Genomic DNA, 19449 nt, shown 5'->3' with positions numbered 1-19449 from the left:
GCAAATGAGATGAATTTAAATAAGGTATTGACTGCATTATCAAAACCAATTTCTCCAGATATATTTAAAAATATTTTACCAACAGTCTCTCTTGAGAGTGGTGAATATCATTTCTATAAATTGACTCGTGTTTCTATAGCTGAAGAACAAAGTAGTCGTCAATCACTGGAAAATATATTTAGTGTTATATCTGGGCTAGGGCTTAATGGTGTTTATATATTGGAAGGTGATGAATACGGGGTCAGTTTATATTTTGGCCTAGTACGGAATTTTTCACGTATTTCTGCACCTATGACAGCGAAGCTTGCTGCGGAAATGATTTTGAAGCCAAGCTTTGAAGGGAACTTTTTTGGCAGTGAATTAGTAGAACTTGATGATCAAAATAAAATTGTAGACTCCCTTAAAAATTATTCCCATGTTGGTCTTTTACAGGGTGCAGTAGGGGATCAAGGAGAAGGGGAAGCTTTGAAATATCAAAGTGTAGACACCATTATTAATATAATGATGGGTAAACAATTTGCACTAAGCATCACATATTCACCTCTTCAACCCAGTGAAATAGACGAAATAGAAAATGGCTTGCACGATGCCTTTAAGCAACTCAGTTTATTAGCCAAAAATTCATTGCAACTAGGTAAAAATAATAGTGCAAATGCCTCATCTTCAACTAACAAAAGTCATTCCGATGGTCGCAATAATAGTATTGCGATAAATAGCGGAAGCAGTGATGCAAAAAATCATGGAAAAACGACTAAGAACTCTGAAGATGTTAGCGAAACGGGGGGCGATAGTCATACCATAAGCAAAGGCGCAACTTACACCGCAGGCAGTAATCATAGTGATACTCAAGGTAGCTCAACAAGTCTGAGCAAAACACTGGGGGCGAGTGAAACCCTAAGTTTAGAGGTTATCAACCCTCAAGCTAAAAAATGGGCAAGCTATATTGAAGATGTTTTACTACCTAGAGTTGATTATGGGCGAAGTCGTGGCCTGTTTGTTAGTAGTATTAGCTTGTTTACTAAAAGTAATCCCACATTATTAGCACTAGGGAATAGTTGTAAATCTATTTTTTCAGGTAATAGTAATAATTGCTATCCACTACAACTAGTTACAATTTCTAATAGCCAACAAGCTGTTCATGCTGCACAGCAATTTCAAATTCCTATTGCTGACGTTGAAAAAAAACAAGTTAGTAGCCCACAATACAAAATGAATCATTGGCTTAAATCTCGTTGCATTATTGATAAAAAAAGTTTGATGCTAGGTGCTGTTTATTCTACAAAAGAGCTCAGTCTAGTAGCAGGTATTCCGCAGGATGAAGTAGCAGGTATTGCCCTAGAGCCTAAAATAACATTTGGTTTAAATCCTCCATACATTACTGAAAAAAGTGATCGTCTTACGCTTGGTAGCTTGGTAAAGAATTCGCATGTTTGTGAAGGACACCCTGTTGCTATTAATAAAAAGGAATTGAATAAACATGTGTTTATTGCGGGTGCTACGGGTAACGGAAAAACCACTACCTGTAAATATTTATTAGCAGAAAGTAAATTACCTTTTTTAGTTATTGAACCCGCTAAAACTGAATATCGAGAGTTGATCACCGAATATGATGATTTGCTTGTATTTACTATAGGAAGAGAAGATTTAGCGCCTATGAGGTTAAATCCACTCGCACTTTTACCCAATGAAACAATTAGTAACCGCATTGATACGATTAAGGCTGCATTTATGGCTTCGTTTGATATGGAAGCTGCCATTCCGCAAATATTTGAAGCTGCATTATACAAATGTTATGAAAATCTTGATTGGAACTTATGTTACTCCAAGTATATGGGCGTTCAAGAAACAGCTATCTACCCAATACTGAGTGATTTATCTGCTGAAATTGACAAGGAAGTTGAACGTCAAAATTTTGATGAGCGTTTAAAGAAAGATTATATAGCCTCTATTAAATCAAGGCTTCAAGGATTAATGGTTGGTGCGAAAGGGCAAATGCTCAATTGTACTCAGACTATTGATTTTGATGCCTTACTTGATAAGAGAGTCGTTATTGAGCTGGAAGAAATTCGTAATAATCAAGAAAAATCCTTACTGATGGGATTTGTTATTACTAATTTAATGCAGGCTGTTAAAAATAGGCATGAAAAAGACTCAAGTTTCAGGCATCTGACTTTAATTGAAGAAGCGCATCGGCTATTAGCTAACCCAAGCATTGCGGCTAGTAGTAATGAAAAATTAGGTGTCGAAATATTCGCTGACATGTTAGCTGAGATCCGTAAATATGGCGAAGGTTTAATTATTGTTGATCAGATCCCTAATAAACTTATGCCAGAAGTTATAAAAAGTACAAATACAAAAATTATTCATAAGCTGATTGCAAAAGATGATAAAGATGCTGTTGGTAATGGGATGGCATTGAATGAACAGCAACAAAATTATTTGTCGCAACTCGATGTTGGCCATGCTGTTATTTTCAGCCAAGGCTGGCGACAATCTGTTCAAGTAAAAATAAATCCTGGTTCAGCCAATACAGTACCAGATCGCAAGCTTGTAATATCTAAAATAAAATCTGAATATGCTAAATTTTCATACGAGATATTGAAGCGTATAGAGGATGTTGAATATTCCTTTACAACATGGCAAGCACTTTTGGAAAGTAATGTATTACCTGCTTACGAAAACGTTATTAGTTACGGTTTTGATAATAGTGAAAAAAAAATGGATTTAGCTAATAAAATTAACGTATTAGCAGATCAAAATATTAATTTACGTTGGGTATCACACTTCATTGCTGCCAATGTTTATTTTGAACAAAACAATGATGAATTACCAGATTGGCAAGAAGCTGTACATGTGATGTTGGAAGCCGTAAAAGAGCAACAGCCTTTTTCACTCCAGCAGTATAATTTAGATCAGTCTAAGAGAAGGAAAATAGTATGTTTGGATTAATTACAGCAGGCTTCACTGCCATTAGTGCTGGTTGTAGTGCCATCGGTGGAGCGCTTGGTTCTGCATGTGGTGCTATTGGTAGGGTTTTAGGGCCGATGTTAAATATGGGAGGAGTAATAACTACCGCACTTAATATAATTGGAGGGTTAGCTAAAGTTTTTAACCTCATGCCAATGCAAGCTGATATCGAAAATGACATGGTTGATCTTGGAGCTCGAATAGATAAAAGTGATCTGAAATCTGACGCTTTTTCTAGTGCTAAGGAATATATTGATCACCTGCGAAATAACATTGAAATTAGCCGCGAAGAAATCAATTCACTTTCAGATGAAAAGAAAAAAATAAATCAAATTGTTGGTGCGAGTTTATACGCAAAAGGGGTGTCTGAAAATTATACCATAGATATACCTGCTACTTTTTGGGGGGAAGTTGCTTTGTCGGCTTTGTCATCTGGGCAGGTACATAAAATATTAAATGGTTATCAAGCGATAGGGATACCGGCTGATTTAAGATCTTTTTCTGAGCGAAACCTATCGTTGGGGGATAACAAATCTGTTTATAGTGTTTTGGCTGATGCATTAAAAGACGTTGATTTAGATAGTGTGGTTAATACACCGGAAGAGTTGATTACACAACGAAATAATGAGTATGAAAAAGGCAGCACCAATGCATAAGATATTGTTTGATAATAGTGGAAGCATGTCAGAACTGGGAAAAGAGCAATTACTCATTAATACATTGCGATTTTGTAGACAATTTATTGAATTAAACAATATTAAGGAGCCTGTTGAATATTACCAGGCGAGTAACTCCATTGACCAAATACAGTTTGAGGAAAATAACGATATTGTTATTTTACCGCCTACTGGTCGAACCTCTGGGGAAGTAATATCTGATTGGCTTCAGTCCAATAAAAATAATTTTATTTTTTGGATAACAGACGGTTATACAAACTTTAGTGAAGAATTACTTTTAAACTTAGGTAAAAAATCAAACCTAGTTATTGTCGCCTTGGGTTGTGATGCTGATATTAATCAGCTTAAGCGTTTTCAATCTAGCTTGTTTCTTGTAGATAATTTAGACGCTGCATTAGAAAAATTTTTTACACCTATTTCTAATATGTCCGTATTGCCTAAAGTGGTTGAAGAAGCGGCAACTGAAAATGTATTCAGTGACGATGACAACGATGATGAATGGTAAATATTTAGGCTATTTTGGTCATAGCGAAATTGGACCAAGTCATGTTAAGAATAACGTCAACAATCAAGATGCATGGTGTATTAAATATTTTGATTGGGGACAAGTTATTGTTGTTTCAGACGGTGTTGGTAGTAAATTACTTTCAGAATTTGGTAGTAAAGCTGTGTGCCAAGCAGCTATTAAACTTGCACATTTCTGGCATGAAAACATAAATTATCAACCCGAAGTGTTGTTGAGTAAATTTCACGAGTATTGGATTGATGCGCTAGAAAATAGAAACCCTAATCAATGTAGCTGCACAAGTTTGTGGGTGATTCACTGTCATGGGCTTATTTTTATGGCACAACTGGGGGATGGTCTTTTATCCTTTATTAATAAGCAAGATGAAGTCAATTTTTTAATCGATGATTTTAATGAGATATCCTTTAGTAATCAGACATTTGCTTTACAGGAAAAGCATGAAGAAAATCACTGGAATTGGAAGGTAAAGACTGCTGAAGAGTTTACCTCTTTTTTATTAATGACTGATGGTATTAGCGATGATTTATTACAAGAACAAAAAACTTCATTTGTAAAAGGTGTTGTTGAGCGTTATTCGACATTAGATAGAGAGCAAGCAAAAGAAGAAATCCAATGGTGGCTTAAATCATGGCCAGTGCCGAATCATCAAGATGATAAAACTATCGCATGTATTTACACAGTGAAGGATTAATGTAATGAATCAAGGCAGTAAGGTAACGGATCAATACCATCAACAGCACGAAATAGGGGCAGAGTTAGGAAGAGGTGGGCAAGGCATTGTTTATACTACTAGTGATCCTGATATTGCAATCAAACTAGTATTAACTAATGACGGCGAACCTTATACAGATAAGCACTATATCCATGGCTATCAAGAACAATTAAATAACTTATTAACACTACCTGTAAACCAAGATATCAACTTAGCAAGACCAATTTGTAAATTAAAAGATCATGCTGGCTATGTTATGCAACTACTACGTGACATGAAACCTATAGAAGATTTTTTTGCCATTCCTTCTAAAGATCTTGAAAAACGAAAATATCCGCAATGGCTTGATGGTTTTGTGAAGGAAAAGCGTTTTAAAGAAGCGCACGCATTAGCTGATTATGCTCAAACAGGCAGTAGTAAAAGGCGTTTTCAAGTATTGATGCAGTGTGCTACACAACTTGCAAAGCTTCATGGTCAGGGGCTTGTCTATGGTGATATATCCAATGAAAATGTTTTTTTTAGCGAAAATAAAGCATTTAACCATGTTTGGTTTATTGATGCAGATAATTTACGTTTTGAAAATAAAAACTCGAAAAAAGCGGTTTATACACCTGGATATGGTGCTCCAGAGCTAGTATTGGGATTAGTTGGATCGAGTTCACGCACTGATGCATATTCTTTTGCCGTTTTAGCATTTAAATTGTTATCACTAATACATCCTTTTTATGGAGAAAAATTGCAGGGAGATAATGGGGCAGACTGGGCAGATGAAGAAGAATCAACATCAAATATGTCACTCGATGAGCAAGCTAGTGCAGGATTACTGCCTTTTATAGACGCTCCTGATGATGACTCTAACCGCAATCAATCTGGGTTGCCTCGAACATTAATTTTAACAGAAAAGCTTCAAGTACTTTTCAACCATACATTTAATAAAGCACAGAAACACTCTTGGAAACGTCCACTAATGTTTCATTGGCCAAAGGCGCTAGCTCAAGCCGTAGATCTAAGTATTGAATGTGAATCATGCAATATGAGCTACCTAGAAAAGTATGCTTTAACGGAAAATAAATGCCCTTATTGCTCAGCTAAAACTCCTCGTTATTTTTTGATACAGCGACATGCTATTAGCCAATTCACTGGCTCTGAACTATGGCGTGCAGCTATACCTCGTCAGGAAGACGAAATTTGTTTGCCTAAACGGTTATTTACACCTTTCTGTTTGGATGATTTTGATGATGAATTCGCTAGGATTTACAAAGAAAGTGATCACTGGGTATTATCACTATCTTTTAGTTATAGCCAACAAATAAATGTTGCGTTAAACGCTCCTGGAGAACGTTTTTCTAACTTTGTTTCAAAATTAGAGTTAACTGAAGAAGAACTTAAAAAAGGAATTTTATTACAGATTGACGGTGATTACCCGCAACTTGTAACGATCACGCTTAAGGATGTTAAATGAATATTACAGAAATACGCACAGAGATTGAGCATCAAGCGTGGATACGTCTATTAAATGATTCTAATGTATTAGAACGTGAGCAATTGTGTTCAGTATCTTATGAACATGGAAAGTTACAACTTATTTCAAATGGTCAGTGCATGATGTTCAAGTGCACTCAAACCAGAGAAGAGAATGATATAGCGATACAATTTGCTAAGGGATATAGCGCACTTGCTAGTGTGACAAATATAGCTGCTAACGGTACATACTTAGTGCGAATTGTTTATATTCATGGTGGCACTATTAACCTTTCTAATATTGATTTAGCTTTAGATGCTAATACCTTAGAGCAAGCTAAAAAATTAAAGGTAGGAAATGATTTTAAGGAAATTTCACAGGCCTTAAAGTCTAAATTTATGTTTAGATTTGATAGTAATAGTAAGGATTACTATGCATTCGCCTATCTGAGCCAAGTTGCTTACGATGAAATAAAACAAATCGAACATTTAGAGAAGAAAGCTTTAAATAGTGATGATGCTGTGGAACGTGTTCCGTTTAAAGAGCCTGCTCTAACAAATAACATGGTTCTTATTGGTGAAGGTATTCAACTTGCGGTTGGTGAATACAATATAGGTGAAGATACTTATTTAGGCTGTAAAAGGTTAGTTGAAAAAAGTAGGAAAGAAGTTAATAAAGCCATTCGATTAATTAAAATTAACTTAGGCTTTTCAGATATTGATAATCCTGTTGTTTTAGAGGCTTATGCTAAACAACAAATGGAAACTTTATCTAATCAAGAACAAGGGTATTTAAATACTTGGGATAAATACGGTGATGAAGAAGGTAACTTCTTACTTAAAAAAGCGAGATGGATTAATTATATATCGTATACAAATTTTGAACTATATAAAGATGGCAGTAGTATTGAGGTATTTGTAAATAAAGATTATCGCAAACAATTGAAATCAGGTGACTCCTTAGAGTTGATATCTACAGACCCTGAGTATTTAGTAGATATAGATATGACATGGGAACAATATAGCAAAACACAATTTGAGAATTATAAACAAAAAAATGGGCTAAATTCAGGAATAGAATGGGGTGAATTTAAATCTCAAAATAAAACGTCAAATGATAGTGAACAAACCGACAAGAGTAATAGCCGCAATATTAAACAGCAAAAAAATAATGAGAGTCTCATTATTGATATTAAAAAGGTTAACCAGCATAGCTTGGTGTTAGGTGTCGACTTTTTACCTGATAATGCAAAATTAATTTACTCAATAATGGGAGACCAGGTACAAGTTGAAAGACGCATGACCGCGAGGGAGCGCATTAGTCAGGGCACTAGCGCAATGCCATTGTTAGGGCTCATTATTGAAGAAGATGGCGTGGTTCCTCAGCGTAAAAAAGCAAACAAAATAAAACCACTTACTAACCATGTTGAGAGTAAAATATTTCCAGAACACCCACCTACTGCAATGCAAAAAATAGCCATTGAATGTGCTTTAAATACACCTGACATTTGCATTATTCAAGGACCTCCTGGGACAGGAAAGACAACAGTAATCGCAGCTATTATTGAGCGTTTAAATGAAATTTCTGATAAAAAAGAAGGAGTTCAAGGTGATATTTTAATATCTGGTTATCAGCACGATGCTGTTGATAACGTCTTATCAAGATTAAGTGTTAATAGTTTGCCGTCAGTCAAGTTTGGTCAAAAAAATGGTGAGGAGTTAAATGCATCTAGTAGCGATAGTAAAATTGATTTTTGGCGTCATAACGTTGCTCAAGATGTACGGAACGTTAATCCTGAATTAAGCTTGAGTACTAATTACGATTTATTGCATCGCTTTTATCAGAATTATTTATCCGCGCCTGGTACGCATAAAGCATTGAGATTATTAAAGCTAGGATTAGATGCGGTTACAGATTTTGGACCACAATCACTTTCAGTACGATGTAAAGCTTTATCAGATGAGCTCGTTGAACAATCACGTCCTAAAGATCAAAGCGAGTTAAGATGTGTTCGCGCACTTCGCATAACTCACAATGCTTTTTTAGATGATGGCCCCGCTCGAGCTTCAGTTCTTTTAAATAAGTTTTCTGATCAACTTTCAGAGTCAGACTCATCATTATTAAAAAAGGCTATTACTTGGGAAAAGGGTAATAATCTAGATTTTTTAGACGAATTGAAACAATTAAAAAAGAATTTATTGGCACGATTTAGAGAAGAAATTCGTCTTAATACGTCTAAAGTTCGCCAAGATGTTGTTGAACTCATTCAAGGCTGTTTAGCACAGCTTGAGTCAAGTACTAGTATCAAAGATCCTCAAAATAAAATCTTATCAAATTACCTATTTGAGTTAGAGAATAACCCCTTAGGAATTAAAAAAGCAATAAGCGAATACAATTTAGTTTATGGAGCAACAACAGGTCAGTCAGAGGGGAAATTATTAAGAAAGGTTAAAGTTGGCGGTAAAGGAGCCATTATTTTTGATTCCGTAATTATAGATGAAGCTGCACGAGCTGCACCAAGGGATCTTATGATTCCAATGGTACAAGCGGAAAATCGGATTATCTTAGTGGGTGATCATCGTCAATTACCACATATGGTAGAAGATAAAATTGTTGAAGCTCTGAAAGATGAAGATGGTGATAACAAAATATATGAGGAGCATATTAAACACAGTATGTTCCAATATTTATTTAATAGATTAAAAAAACTAGAAAAACAAGATGGAATAACACGGACTATTACACTTGATGCACAGTTTCGCAGTCATCGTTTACTTGGTGAATTTGCAAGTGATACTTTTTATCAACCTCATGGTGAAGCATACCGCTCTGATTTACCTGATAGCTTGTTTTCTCATCAATTAAAGGGGATTAAAAAGCAAGCTGCAGTCTGGGTCGATGTTCCTCACTACTCTGGAAAAGAAGAAAAGGACGCCAGCAAGAGTACTTATCGAACAGCTGAAGCGAAAAAAATAGCTGAAAAACTGAGTCAATGGATAAATAGTGAGGAAGGCAAGACGCTATCATTTGGAGTAATTAGTTTTTATAAAGCACAAGTTAGAGAAATATTTAAAGAATTAGTTAAAAATGGAATAACTGAAAAAAACGGCGATGAATATCAAATTTGTGAGCAATATAAAATGCTCAGGGATAAAACTGGTAAGCCTATTGAAGAACGGTTGCGTATAGGTACAGTTGATTCTTTTCAGGGTATGGAATTTGATATTGTACTGCTATCAGTCGTAAGAAGTTGCGATAAACAAACACTAAATAATGAGAGTATAAAACAGCACTCTATTTTTGGGCATTTAATGTCAATAAACCGTTTGTGCGTCAGTATGACAAGACAAAAGAGAGCTTTAATAACTTTTGGCGATAAAGCTTTTGTCTCGTCAGATAGAGCTAAGAATGCGATTCCTCAAGTGGAAAGTTATTTACAGCTTTGCGATAACAGCGGATTAGTTATTGGTGACAAAAATAAAAAAGTAGAGGTGGATTAGCGTGAGTAATTTTTCTGATTATATTGATGTTATTAGTTGTAATGAATCGATCATCAGACATGATCCGATAGCTGATTATGCACTTCTTTATCCATTATGGGCATATAACATCACGTTACCAATAGTGGAACATGACACGCTCAATCCATTAGAAACTGTAGTGTATGAACTAATCGCTAATAAAGAACATGATGTCGAAAAGATTGCAATGCTTATTGGATTAAAAGTTGAGTTAGTCGAGTTTATTATCAGTCGTCTACAGCAATTAGATTTTATTAATAGTCGATTACAAATGATAGAGGCCAATCAGCAAAAAGTCTTGGATAAAGATAATATTAAGTATATTGCCGCGACAGTTTACTATGACATAAAGAATAAGATGTATTTACCTAGGATAGTTAAAGACGGCTTTCCTATTTTTTACGCTCAAAAAGATAAAAACAAATATAAATTTAACATGGGTACTAGTGGTGAGTTAAAAGAAGTCGAGGCTGCGCCAGTTAGCTTTGATAAAAAAGTTGCACCAGAGTTAACGCCCACTGATGCTTTAAATATTATTCGTAATTACCGTAATGCATTAAAAAAAGAGCGTTTAACAAATAACGAGCTTAATGAATATTGTAACATTCCAGCAACAAGTATTGAGGTAGATAAATCCCCTCAGCTTGTATATTTACATCAGCGGGTTTTTATTCCTGATAATAGTGCTGATGTATTTGTTACAAATGGTTTTAATGGAAGTATTAATCCTGAGGCAAGTAGAGGGTTTGAAAGGCATAATAATTCGTTATATAAGAAACTTAAAGAGAAGGCTGAACGGAAAAAATTGAGAGCTAATCGTACAGAGAATTTTATAGATGAAAGCTCAATAATAAAATTAAATAAAATTTATCAATACATAATCAACAATACAATTACTTCATCAGCAGAGCGTAAGTTAGCTATTGATAATCAAGCAGATTTCTTTAAAGGTATATATAGTGAATTAGAAAATTTACTAGCAAGGTCTGCATCATTGATCCCTGTTAAGAATGTATTAACGCATATTCATTCAACTAATGCATCAGTTAATGGTCGAAATATTGCGAATAAAGTCAAAAAGATAGGGTTTAATACTAACAAGCTTGCTAACTACTTCTTTAATATTAAAAAAGGTACATTTAGTTACTTAGATTATAACGATCCCAACATGACTGCAATGATTGCGTTAAATGCTATATCTGCAGAACAAGCAGTGAGTCATCCTTTTATTGAGTTAGCGAAAGAGAATCCTGATTTCTTTGAAAGAGTCAATGAGCTCAAAAAATTGAGAGATGCGGCAAGTCACGGAGATATTGTTAGTGAAATTAAAGATAAATTAGAAATTAAAGAATGGTATCAGTGGATAGAGTCTGTATGCAAAGTATTTGGAAATGACATTTCTGAGGAGTTTGTTAAAAATGGTATTGATCACCGAACAAATTTAGAACTAACTCTGAGTCGTGAAATGGATAAACATTTTAATTGGCATCAAAAGGCTTCTCTTCCTCTTGATGTCGTTGAAGTGATTCGTAGTGCATTAAAAAAACAATTAGAAAATAATTTGAGCGATACCGTGACAGATTGTGCGTCCGCACTACAGAAGAGTTTTTACCATGCAATGAAATATTTTGAACCAGTGCGGGATATTTCTTTGCTACTTGCGGAAAGTCGTTCTGATGTGATTGCAAGAAAAATCATACCAACCCAGATTGAGCATAGACTTAATTCGAGTAAAGAACGCCTCGAACGGGCTTGCCAAGGAGTTGATAGTACTCTAGGTGCTAATGCGATGGCATTCATTTATCGTGTCCATGATAATGATTTAGAGGCTTTTCCTAAACGAGATAATTTATTGTCGGTGACATCGCGATTAGTCGAGCTTAGAGGGCATAACAGAAGATTAACAGAGGCTGATATATCATTAGTAGATTTAGAGAAATTAGTCACTACCGTATTTAAAATGATCAATGATTTAATGGAACGTTTTGGTGAGTAAACATAACCAATCAAAAGGTTAACCAAAAGTATTTTTAAGGAAGTAATCTCATGAATAAACTAGAAAAAAAACAAGTTAAAAATAATGAACAAGCGCAACAACAAAATAATATAGAAGAATTGTTGGCTAAACGTGAAAATGAACTTAATGCGCAGAAAAGTAAAATTGTGCGAAAGGAAAAAGATATTGATCAAGAGAGAGCGTTGCTTTTAGAGGAAAAAAAACAGCTATCGATTGAACTATCTAAAGCTAAAGAATTACAGAATGTCCTAGAAAAAGAAAAAATAGCACTTAGTCATGAACGTATTAATGTTGAAAAAGGATTGCCACATCAAGTTGCTAACTATAAGCAGCAACTCGATGAACAAGTTAAACACAAAGAAAAACAATTGGATTCATTGAAAAATGATCTCGAACAATCGCGTGATAAATTAATGAAAGAGCAGCAGGACTTAACAGTTAAAGCTGAGCGTTTATCGCAACAAGAGCAAGGATTTGAGCTAGCATGTCAACAAGAAAAACAAACATTGTTAGATGCATTTAATGCAGAAATCACAGCAAAGCGAGATACCGTTAATGCCGAGATTATAGCGAGTAAAAATGCAGCGCATAATGCCCTTGATAATGAGCTGAAAGAAAAAAGAGAACAGTTAGAGTTTCAACAGCAAGAGTTAGCTAAGCAAACTGAAACTGTCACCAAACAAAAAGCAGAGAATCAACTTAAAAGCGCAGATATAAATGCAAAAAGGGAGGCGCTTGATCAACATATCAATGAAGGTGTGATAGATAAAAAAGTAAGCTTAGAAAAAAGTTTAAAACAAAAAGAAGATGAAATAGAGCGACTTCGTAACAGTTTAGAAAGTGCAGAAACATCACTCGGTTTGTATAAAGATCTAGAGAAGCAACTTGGCTCCGAGCCTGCTAGAGTACTAGCTGAACTATCTGCAACTAAAGAAGAAATTAATCGCTTAAATGAAGAGCTATTAGAAAGACCAACGAAAGAGATAGAGGATTATTATGATAAGGCTAAAGCTGAATTAAGCGATGCTCAAGATCGTGCAGATCGGTTTGCTAATGAAAATCAACAATTACAAAACCAAGTAAAAGATATAGAACAACTTAGTTATCAATTACAACGTGCGGAAAGTGAACTTGATACATCGAAAAGTCTTTTTAGCTCTAAAGAAGCTGAGAATAACAAATTGAAAGCTGAAATAGATCGGTTAAAAGTAAGCTATGAAGATGAAAGTAATCGTGAAGAGCGTTTGCAACAGATTCAAAGCGGCGTGATTAGTCGACTAAAAGGCGAAAATGAATTACCCGTTTGGCCTGCTGACACTAAGGAGATATCTTGGCTTAATACTATTAAGAAGAAGGTATCAAATTATGGATTAGAGTTTGACTACCGAATTTTATATTCTTTTCATACGGCACTTAAAATTTCTGAATGGTCTCCATTAACTGTATTAGCGGGTGTGAGTGGTACTGGTAAATCTGAGCTTCCAAAACTGTATTCTCATTTCGGTGGTATTAACTTTATGAGTGTGCCAGTTCAACCGAACTGGGATAGCCAAGAATCTATGCTTGGTTACTTCAATGCAATTGATAACGTATTTGATGCACAACCTATTTTGAAGTTTCTGATCCAAAGTCAAACAGAAAAATCAGTTAATCCTAATGGCTTAAAAGACATGATGAATCTAGTGTTACTGGATGAAATGAATCTTGCCCATGTTGAAATGTATTTCGCTGACTTTTTGAGTAAATTAGAGGATAGACGCGCCGCTGATAAAGACAATTTACCCACTATAGACATTAAACTTGGTGCAAAACACGAACCGCATAAATTGGCATTGGGAAGAAATATGCTATTCGCTGGGACTATGAATCAAGATGAAACTACGAAGGCACTATCGGATAAAGTACTGGATCGTGGAGTAACTATTTATTTTCCAAGACCTACAACATTAATTGCTCGTAAAAAATTAGAAAAAAAAGAGGCCCCAAGTCACTTTTTGTCAACGAAGCAATGGCATCGTTGGGTTAAGTTAGAAAGTAGCTTACCTGGTGCAGAGCATAAAAAATACAAAGGCATTATTGAGAGTATTAATAATCATCTTGGGGAGGTTGGTAAAGCGTTAGGTCATCGTGTTTGGCAGTCGATAGAATATTTCATGGTTAATCATCCGTTGGTATTAGCATTTTCAGCTAATGGATTTGATGATGCTAATTATAAAAAAGCACTACATTTTGCTTTTGAAGATCAGTTAGTGCAAAAAGTTATGCCAAAATTACGAGGCATTGAAACCCGTGGGATTGGTAAGGAGCGCTGTTTATCACCTATTCGTGCTTTATTAGATGATAAAAAGTTTAATATTGTTGCCGATTTTGAGCGTGCTATGGTCATGGGACATGGTCAATTTATGTGGTGCAGTGCTGATTACTTAAATGATGATGAGAGCAAAAAAGAGTATCTAGAACTTGTTAAAGCAATACCTGATGATTTCAATAAACAACCACAAACTCATACACCTAAAATAGTAGCCAAAAAAATAACTCTAAGCCAAAATCAACTTAACCTCTTAAATACCTATTCAAGAAACAGTAAAATTACAATAGATGGCTTGTTACCAGCTCAAATCGCAGAATGTCTTCAAATAAGTGGATTTGATGCCAAAGATATTAAAGAATATTTAGTAGAGAACGCACCTAAGGTGCAAGCATGAATAATGAAATGATAAGCACGGTAGAATTGAGCACTTTTGACCAATTCTACCGTGCTTTGAATAACAAAGATGCCAAAGCCCTGCTTGTCGCTTATTTACAGGACACTTTTTTATCAAAAATTACTATTGAACCCGTCACTGGTGAACCCGATATAATGGCCTTAAGTCATCTTGCTACTTCAACTAAGTTGCAATCTCAAGACAAATTTACCCAACTATTATCTTATTGTGATGCTGCGTTAAAAACGGTGATCAACTATCCGCGCTATAAAGTTGTTCGAGAGCATGATTTTGTGCCTATTCATAAGGCGCAGCAGTTAGATAGCCGTTCTGTACAATGGTTATCACGTCAACCAGGGAATAATATTCGCCAAAAACTTTCTGTTAATCCCCATGTTTTAGCATTAACGCGGCGTAATAGTTTGGATACATTAGAAAATAGATTTGTTCACAATACGATTCAATACCTTGATTATTTGTTAGAGAGTAAGCGCGAAAATGTTGGTTTAAATGATGATCAAGATTGGTTAGCACAAGAGCTAGATTTATGGGGCAGTAAAGAAGAAGTCAAAGAGATTAAAGCATGGCAGGTAATGCCACCCAATAATGTATTACTTGAAGATAAAAACTATCAAAAAATTTGGCGAGTTGGTAATAAACTTAACCGACTTGATGATGAAATTTCACATATTTACAACAATATTGAGTTTAGTTTTTTACATCGGTTGTGGTTAGAGATTATTGCGCATCTACAATCAGTTAAAAAGGTTCACGTTCTAGAAAGCATGTTGTCATCCGATGTAACTGATTTGACCTATAAGCATGTTTATGGCTCAGTTGAAATACTTGGTAAAAACCTAGAGGCTAGAGGATCCTATAGATTAAATGAAAAAAAATATATTGATATAAGAGTTTCATGTAATGATCAAGAATCTAAAATAATCTTAGTCACTAATTTTGATGTGAAGAAATATTATACGATAAATATTTCGAGTGTTGGGGTTGTAGTATGTGATGAAAAAAATCGTCAAATACAATCTTACTCATTGTTCAATCAAGATATGCAGATAATGGCCGGCCAAATTGTTCAATCTTGGCTTGGAGAGTCTGGTTTACCAAGGGTGTTTAAAGCGTTAGAGTCTGATTTTTTTGCAACGATTAACTTGTCATCCAGTATTCCATATGTTCGCCTCTTAACTTCAGATACAGCTAAAGAAAAAGGCTCAGTAAAAAAACTACAAAGTGAAAGCCCTTTACCATTACGTTTTCTTGCCCATAAAGATAATCATACCGGAGAGGTGTTAGATCTCTCGTTATCAACCGCAATTGACTTAGACCAAGATGCAGAGTTATTAACCTACGGATCTGTTTATGATGAAGATAATGCAAGTGTAATCGTAGACCTAATTGCTAAAGGCTTGAAAACGCCCAGGGTTAATTATTTAGTTAGTGATTACATTAGTGATTTTGATTCTAAGGTAATTCGTAGTGAGTTCAACCGTGCTTTCTACAGAGCGACGCCTTTACCAAAAAGTATTGCAGCCGTTTTTGCCATGCAAGCTAAAACGATGTTACCTATAAAAAAAGGAGAGTTATATGTTGTACTAGAGCAGGGGTTAAATGGGCTCTATGCAACACCTGTTATTGGTCAAAACAGCAAACAAAAAATTTATTGGGAGAGGCATCCGTCTTTCAAATTAGATAATAAAGGAACAATTAAACTTATTAATCAAGCTCTCAAGGGGGAATACCCTCAGGATGTCATAGATGCTTTCTGTTCGTCATTTAGTTATGCTGAGTTGATAAAAAATAATAGAAAGCCTGCGATAAAATATAGAAACAACTGGTATACATTAAGTGAAAGTAATAGGGAAAAAGTTAAATCTCATTATGTTGATATTGCCAAAAGTACTTTATCTAACTCACTCAAAGAAAATGGTATTAATGGTTTTACATCACTGAATATCATTACATTAGACCCATCAATAAAAACAAATGGTTTTGATAGTAAAAATATCTATAAAAACCTAGATATTACTCATGGTTCACAAGCCCTTTTTGAATTAATGTCAGCAAAAAGAAATACAGTCTATTGGCGAGATCATCTCCCTAAATTATTAACTCGTTTGCCAATGGAAGGTAGAGAGGTTGAATTGGTATTTGTAGATGATAAAACAACAATAGAGCCTAAACGAGGCAAGCGTATTTCGCTTGAACTTAAGAGTAAGTTTACAATTCCTGCTGGAAAAACAAAAATTGCGTTACCAATTTTTCAAGGGCAAGGAAAAGATGTTAAGCGTTACAGCTTGACTCTGGAACATTCTGCCTTCCCACTAGCAGCCGATATAGAGTGTACTTTAGATTTAGGTTATACCTACGGTGATGAAGAGCCTTATCAATTAGTTTTTAGCCCAGTTGATAATGATGCTCCTTTTAACCAAGTAATTGCAAAATGGTCGAATTGGGAGATGACTCAAGAGCAAAAAAGAGTATGCCCTGAATACCCCAAAGTACAAACTATTACTGAGCTTATTAAATTTACTTCTCAAGGTAAAAAAGAGACTGATATATTAGAATGGTCTGAGCGCGTATTTAATGAAGTTCATGATTATTATGAATTCTTAGTAAATGGAAAAAGTTCAAAACGTATTTCACTACAGATAGATCCTTCAAACTATTTCGAAGATAAAAATGGTAATAAATGCCAAAAACTTAATTTGGGTATAGGTGAAGTATTTATACATCAAGCCCAATTTGAAGATGGGGTGTTTAATAAACAGCCTGATAAAATTTCAGGGAATTTAATTAAAAATGATAGGGGCGGCTATAAACTCAATGATATAACTGAAATTGGTGCAATACCTATGAGAGAGGTTAATCGTTTATCTGGAAAATGGCGATTCCCTATTTTAACTCTATTTGACCAAGAGCGAGAAATGCTTAGTCAAGACTTTCCGAGAAGCTTACGTGAAAGCGCTAACCTAGCATTGAATAGTGCAGTAGAGCTTCTAACCGTTAATACCCCAAGTAAAATGGAACAAGAGTTAAGGCAATTTATAAGTTACTTCCATCGTATAATGCCAGAATCTTTCGCTAAACAATTAATTGAGAATACTAAGAATAAAACTAAATTACGCCAATCAATGTTGAATATTTCCTATGCTTTGGGTGATTGTTCAACTGAATGGCAGAAAAGGTTATTGAGTAATATTCTGATGCCAATTGATGATATAGGTGGAACACGTGCAGTTAGTTTAGAAATATTGGGCACGGCTATCTGGCGAAGTAAGTCTTTGGTCTTCCAATTAACAAGTAAGCAAATTAATGTTTTGGTAAATAGGGTCTCTGATTTCATAACCAAGGATGAGTTAAACATTAAAAGCAATGATAAGCACTTCAAATGGAATTCTTTACTACGTCGATTAGAGCTAGTTTTTGCACTCATACGACTTCGCGCAAGTGATAAGCAAGATATAGCAAGGTCTATGGCAGTAGGTAGTGAAAATTCAGATAAATTATTAAATGCAATACAATTATTAAATGAAAATGTAGGCGGTACATTATTTAATGTTATGGAACGAGATAATAAAGTTAAGAGTCGGGTTCATTTAGGTAATATTAATAAGCCAGTAGCCTTTAATAAAACTCCTGATATTTTATATGCACTTAATATGTACTTATCGGGTGACGATGGTGCTAGTAGCATCACCATTAGTGAGATTTCTTCAGAATAGCAATGGGTAGTTTCAACGATAGTAATTAGCTTTCGCTTCAATGAATTTACGACGCGCATGGGCTAAACACGCAACGAAAGTATCAATTAAATCACCATCTATTGAACTTGTAAATATTACATTGTGAAGGAGAGAATCGCTGGGCCCAACTAAGTTTTGTACTTCTACCATCTTCTGGTGCAGGTCCTTAAACAATGCTGAAAACTTAACTAGTAGTACATAAAATTAAACTACCTAATTAGAAACGTTATTTAAGGTAAGCGTCTAGCAAAATGCACCTGCCAGTCACTCGTCAAAATGATTAAGCTATTTCCGAATTTCAATGAGGAGATAGCCATGAGAAAAACACGCAGCCATTGAACAATGGCGCAGTATTATTGAACAACAACAAGTCAGCGATTTAACTATCACTGACTATTGCCAGCAACATGCTTTATCAAAAACAAGCTTTTATGCCGCACGAAGTAAGCTTAATGAATCATCGGGCAGCTTTGTTCGCGCTAAAGTAGCTAAACACGTTGACGTCACCGAACAGCTACTGTCGATTACCCTCGAAGTCGGAAAAGTAAACGTCAGTTTGCTTCCCACAACGCCTGCATCTTATCTAGGCCAATTACTACGCGAGCTTGCCTGATGAAAATGTTTGTTGAACCAAAGTGTATTTACTTACACCGCGATGCTGTGGATTTTCGAAAATCCATTGATGGTCTGGTCGCAATCGTTGAGGGTGAGCTTGAACGTGATGCCTATACTGGCGCTTTATTTTTATTTTGCAACAAAGCGAAGGATAAACTCAAGCTGGTTTACTGGGATAAAACGGGGTTTGCTTTGTGGTATAAGCGATTAGAAAAGCAAAAGTTCAAATGGCCAAACAAAGCCAGTCTGCAAGAATTTGAGCTCAGTCCAGAGCAACTGAATTGGTTGTTGTCGGGATATGATGTGCTTGGTCATGAAGAGTTGCGGTATAAATCGATGATCTAATCGATCATATTGGCAGTAAATTATCGTTGCCACACCGTCTGTTTTATCTTTGCGTCAAGCAAGAAAACACCGTCAAATTCTGTTAAATTGCGAACATGAAAATTGATGCACACTCACTTCCTGACGACCCAGAACAACTCAAGCGCA

General features: G+C 35.3%; 11 protein-coding genes. All 11 read left to right on the top strand.

The features are described 5' to 3' along the window. Nucleotides 1–9 precede the first annotated feature (9 nt). The 11 genes from H5187_RS18380 (at nucleotide 10) to tnpB (ending at nucleotide 19302) form a co-directional block, all read left to right on the top strand. Nucleotides 10–2949, top strand: coding sequence for an ATP-binding protein (locus H5187_RS18380; protein ID WP_182798138.1), 2940 nt, complete (start codon nucleotides 10–12; stop codon nucleotides 2947–2949). After that, nucleotides 2937–3623: a hypothetical protein gene (locus H5187_RS18375; protein ID WP_182793982.1), complete on the top strand. Its 687-nt coding sequence runs from the start codon at nucleotides 2937–2939 to the stop codon at nucleotides 3621–3623. Before H5187_RS18380 ends, H5187_RS18375 begins: the two co-directional genes overlap by 13 nt. Further along, nucleotides 3598–4149, top strand: a complete 552-nt coding sequence (locus H5187_RS18370) for a hypothetical protein (RefSeq protein ID WP_182793984.1) — start codon at nucleotides 3598–3600, stop codon at nucleotides 4147–4149. The genes H5187_RS18375 and H5187_RS18370 overlap by 26 nt, the downstream gene beginning before the upstream one ends. Then, a complete protein-coding gene (locus H5187_RS18365; RefSeq protein ID WP_182793986.1) occupies nucleotides 4136–4861 on the top strand; it encodes a PP2C family serine/threonine-protein phosphatase in 726 nt (241 codons plus the stop codon). The genes H5187_RS18370 and H5187_RS18365 overlap by 14 nt, the downstream gene beginning before the upstream one ends. A 4-nt stretch (nucleotides 4862–4865) precedes the next feature. Next, a complete protein-coding gene (locus tag H5187_RS18360) occupies nucleotides 4866–6344 on the top strand; it encodes a protein kinase domain-containing protein (RefSeq protein ID WP_182793988.1) in 1479 nt (492 codons plus the stop codon). Continuing rightward, the gene (locus tag H5187_RS18355; RefSeq protein ID WP_182793990.1) at nucleotides 6341–9844 is read left to right on the top strand and encodes an AAA domain-containing protein; all 3504 of its coding nucleotides are present in this window, start codon (nucleotides 6341–6343) and stop codon (nucleotides 9842–9844) included. Before H5187_RS18360 ends, H5187_RS18355 begins: the two co-directional genes overlap by 4 nt. Before the next feature lies 1 nt (nucleotide 9845). Next, nucleotides 9846–11861, top strand: coding sequence for a hypothetical protein (locus H5187_RS18350; protein ID WP_182793992.1), 2016 nt, complete (start codon nucleotides 9846–9848; stop codon nucleotides 11859–11861). 50 nt (nucleotides 11862–11911) lie between these two features. Continuing rightward, nucleotides 11912–14587, top strand: a complete 2676-nt coding sequence (locus H5187_RS18345; RefSeq protein WP_182793994.1) for a hypothetical protein — start codon at nucleotides 11912–11914, stop codon at nucleotides 14585–14587. Beyond that, complete coding sequence (locus H5187_RS18340) at nucleotides 14584–18321, top strand: DUF2357 domain-containing protein (RefSeq protein ID WP_182793996.1); 3738 nt, start codon at nucleotides 14584–14586, stop codon at nucleotides 18319–18321. The genes H5187_RS18345 and H5187_RS18340 overlap by 4 nt, the downstream gene beginning before the upstream one ends. A 355-nt stretch (nucleotides 18322–18676) precedes the next feature. Next, nucleotides 18677–18955, top strand: a complete 279-nt coding sequence (gene tnpA / locus H5187_RS25200) for an IS66 family insertion sequence element accessory protein TnpA (RefSeq protein ID WP_409072556.1) — start codon at nucleotides 18677–18679, stop codon at nucleotides 18953–18955. Beyond that, a complete protein-coding gene (tnpB, locus tag H5187_RS18335; protein WP_182793998.1) occupies nucleotides 18955–19302 on the top strand; it encodes an IS66 family insertion sequence element accessory protein TnpB in 348 nt (115 codons plus the stop codon). The genes tnpA and tnpB overlap by 1 nt, the downstream gene beginning before the upstream one ends. Nucleotides 19303–19449: the final 147 nt, after the last annotated feature.

Source organism: Pseudoalteromonas sp. SG44-1 (assembly GCF_014164315.1).
In the GTDB taxonomy this organism is placed as follows: Bacteria; Pseudomonadota; Gammaproteobacteria; order Enterobacterales; family Alteromonadaceae; genus Pseudoalteromonas; species Pseudoalteromonas rhizosphaerae.
This window is presented reverse-complemented; position numbering and strand designations above follow the sequence as displayed.

Coding starts and splice junctions, on each gene's coding strand:
- H5187_RS18380 (WP_182798138.1), top strand. CDS start 10: ATGAATTTAAATAAGGTATTGACTGCATTATCAAAACCAATTTCTCCA.
- H5187_RS18375 (WP_182793982.1), top strand. CDS start 2,937: ATGTTTGGATTAATTACAGCAGGCTTCACTGCCATTAGTGCTGGTTGT.
- H5187_RS18370 (WP_182793984.1), top strand. CDS start 3,598: ATGAAAAAGGCAGCACCAATGCATAAGATATTGTTTGATAATAGTGGA.
- H5187_RS18365 (WP_182793986.1), top strand. CDS start 4,136: ATGATGAATGGTAAATATTTAGGCTATTTTGGTCATAGCGAAATTGGA.
- H5187_RS18360 (WP_182793988.1), top strand. CDS start 4,866: ATGAATCAAGGCAGTAAGGTAACGGATCAATACCATCAACAGCACGAA.
- H5187_RS18355 (WP_182793990.1), top strand. CDS start 6,341: ATGAATATTACAGAAATACGCACAGAGATTGAGCATCAAGCGTGGATA.
- H5187_RS18345 (WP_182793994.1), top strand. CDS start 11,912: ATGAATAAACTAGAAAAAAAACAAGTTAAAAATAATGAACAAGCGCAA.
- H5187_RS18340 (WP_182793996.1), top strand. CDS start 14,584: ATGAATAATGAAATGATAAGCACGGTAGAATTGAGCACTTTTGACCAA.
- tnpB (WP_182793998.1), top strand. CDS start 18,955: ATGAAAATGTTTGTTGAACCAAAGTGTATTTACTTACACCGCGATGCT.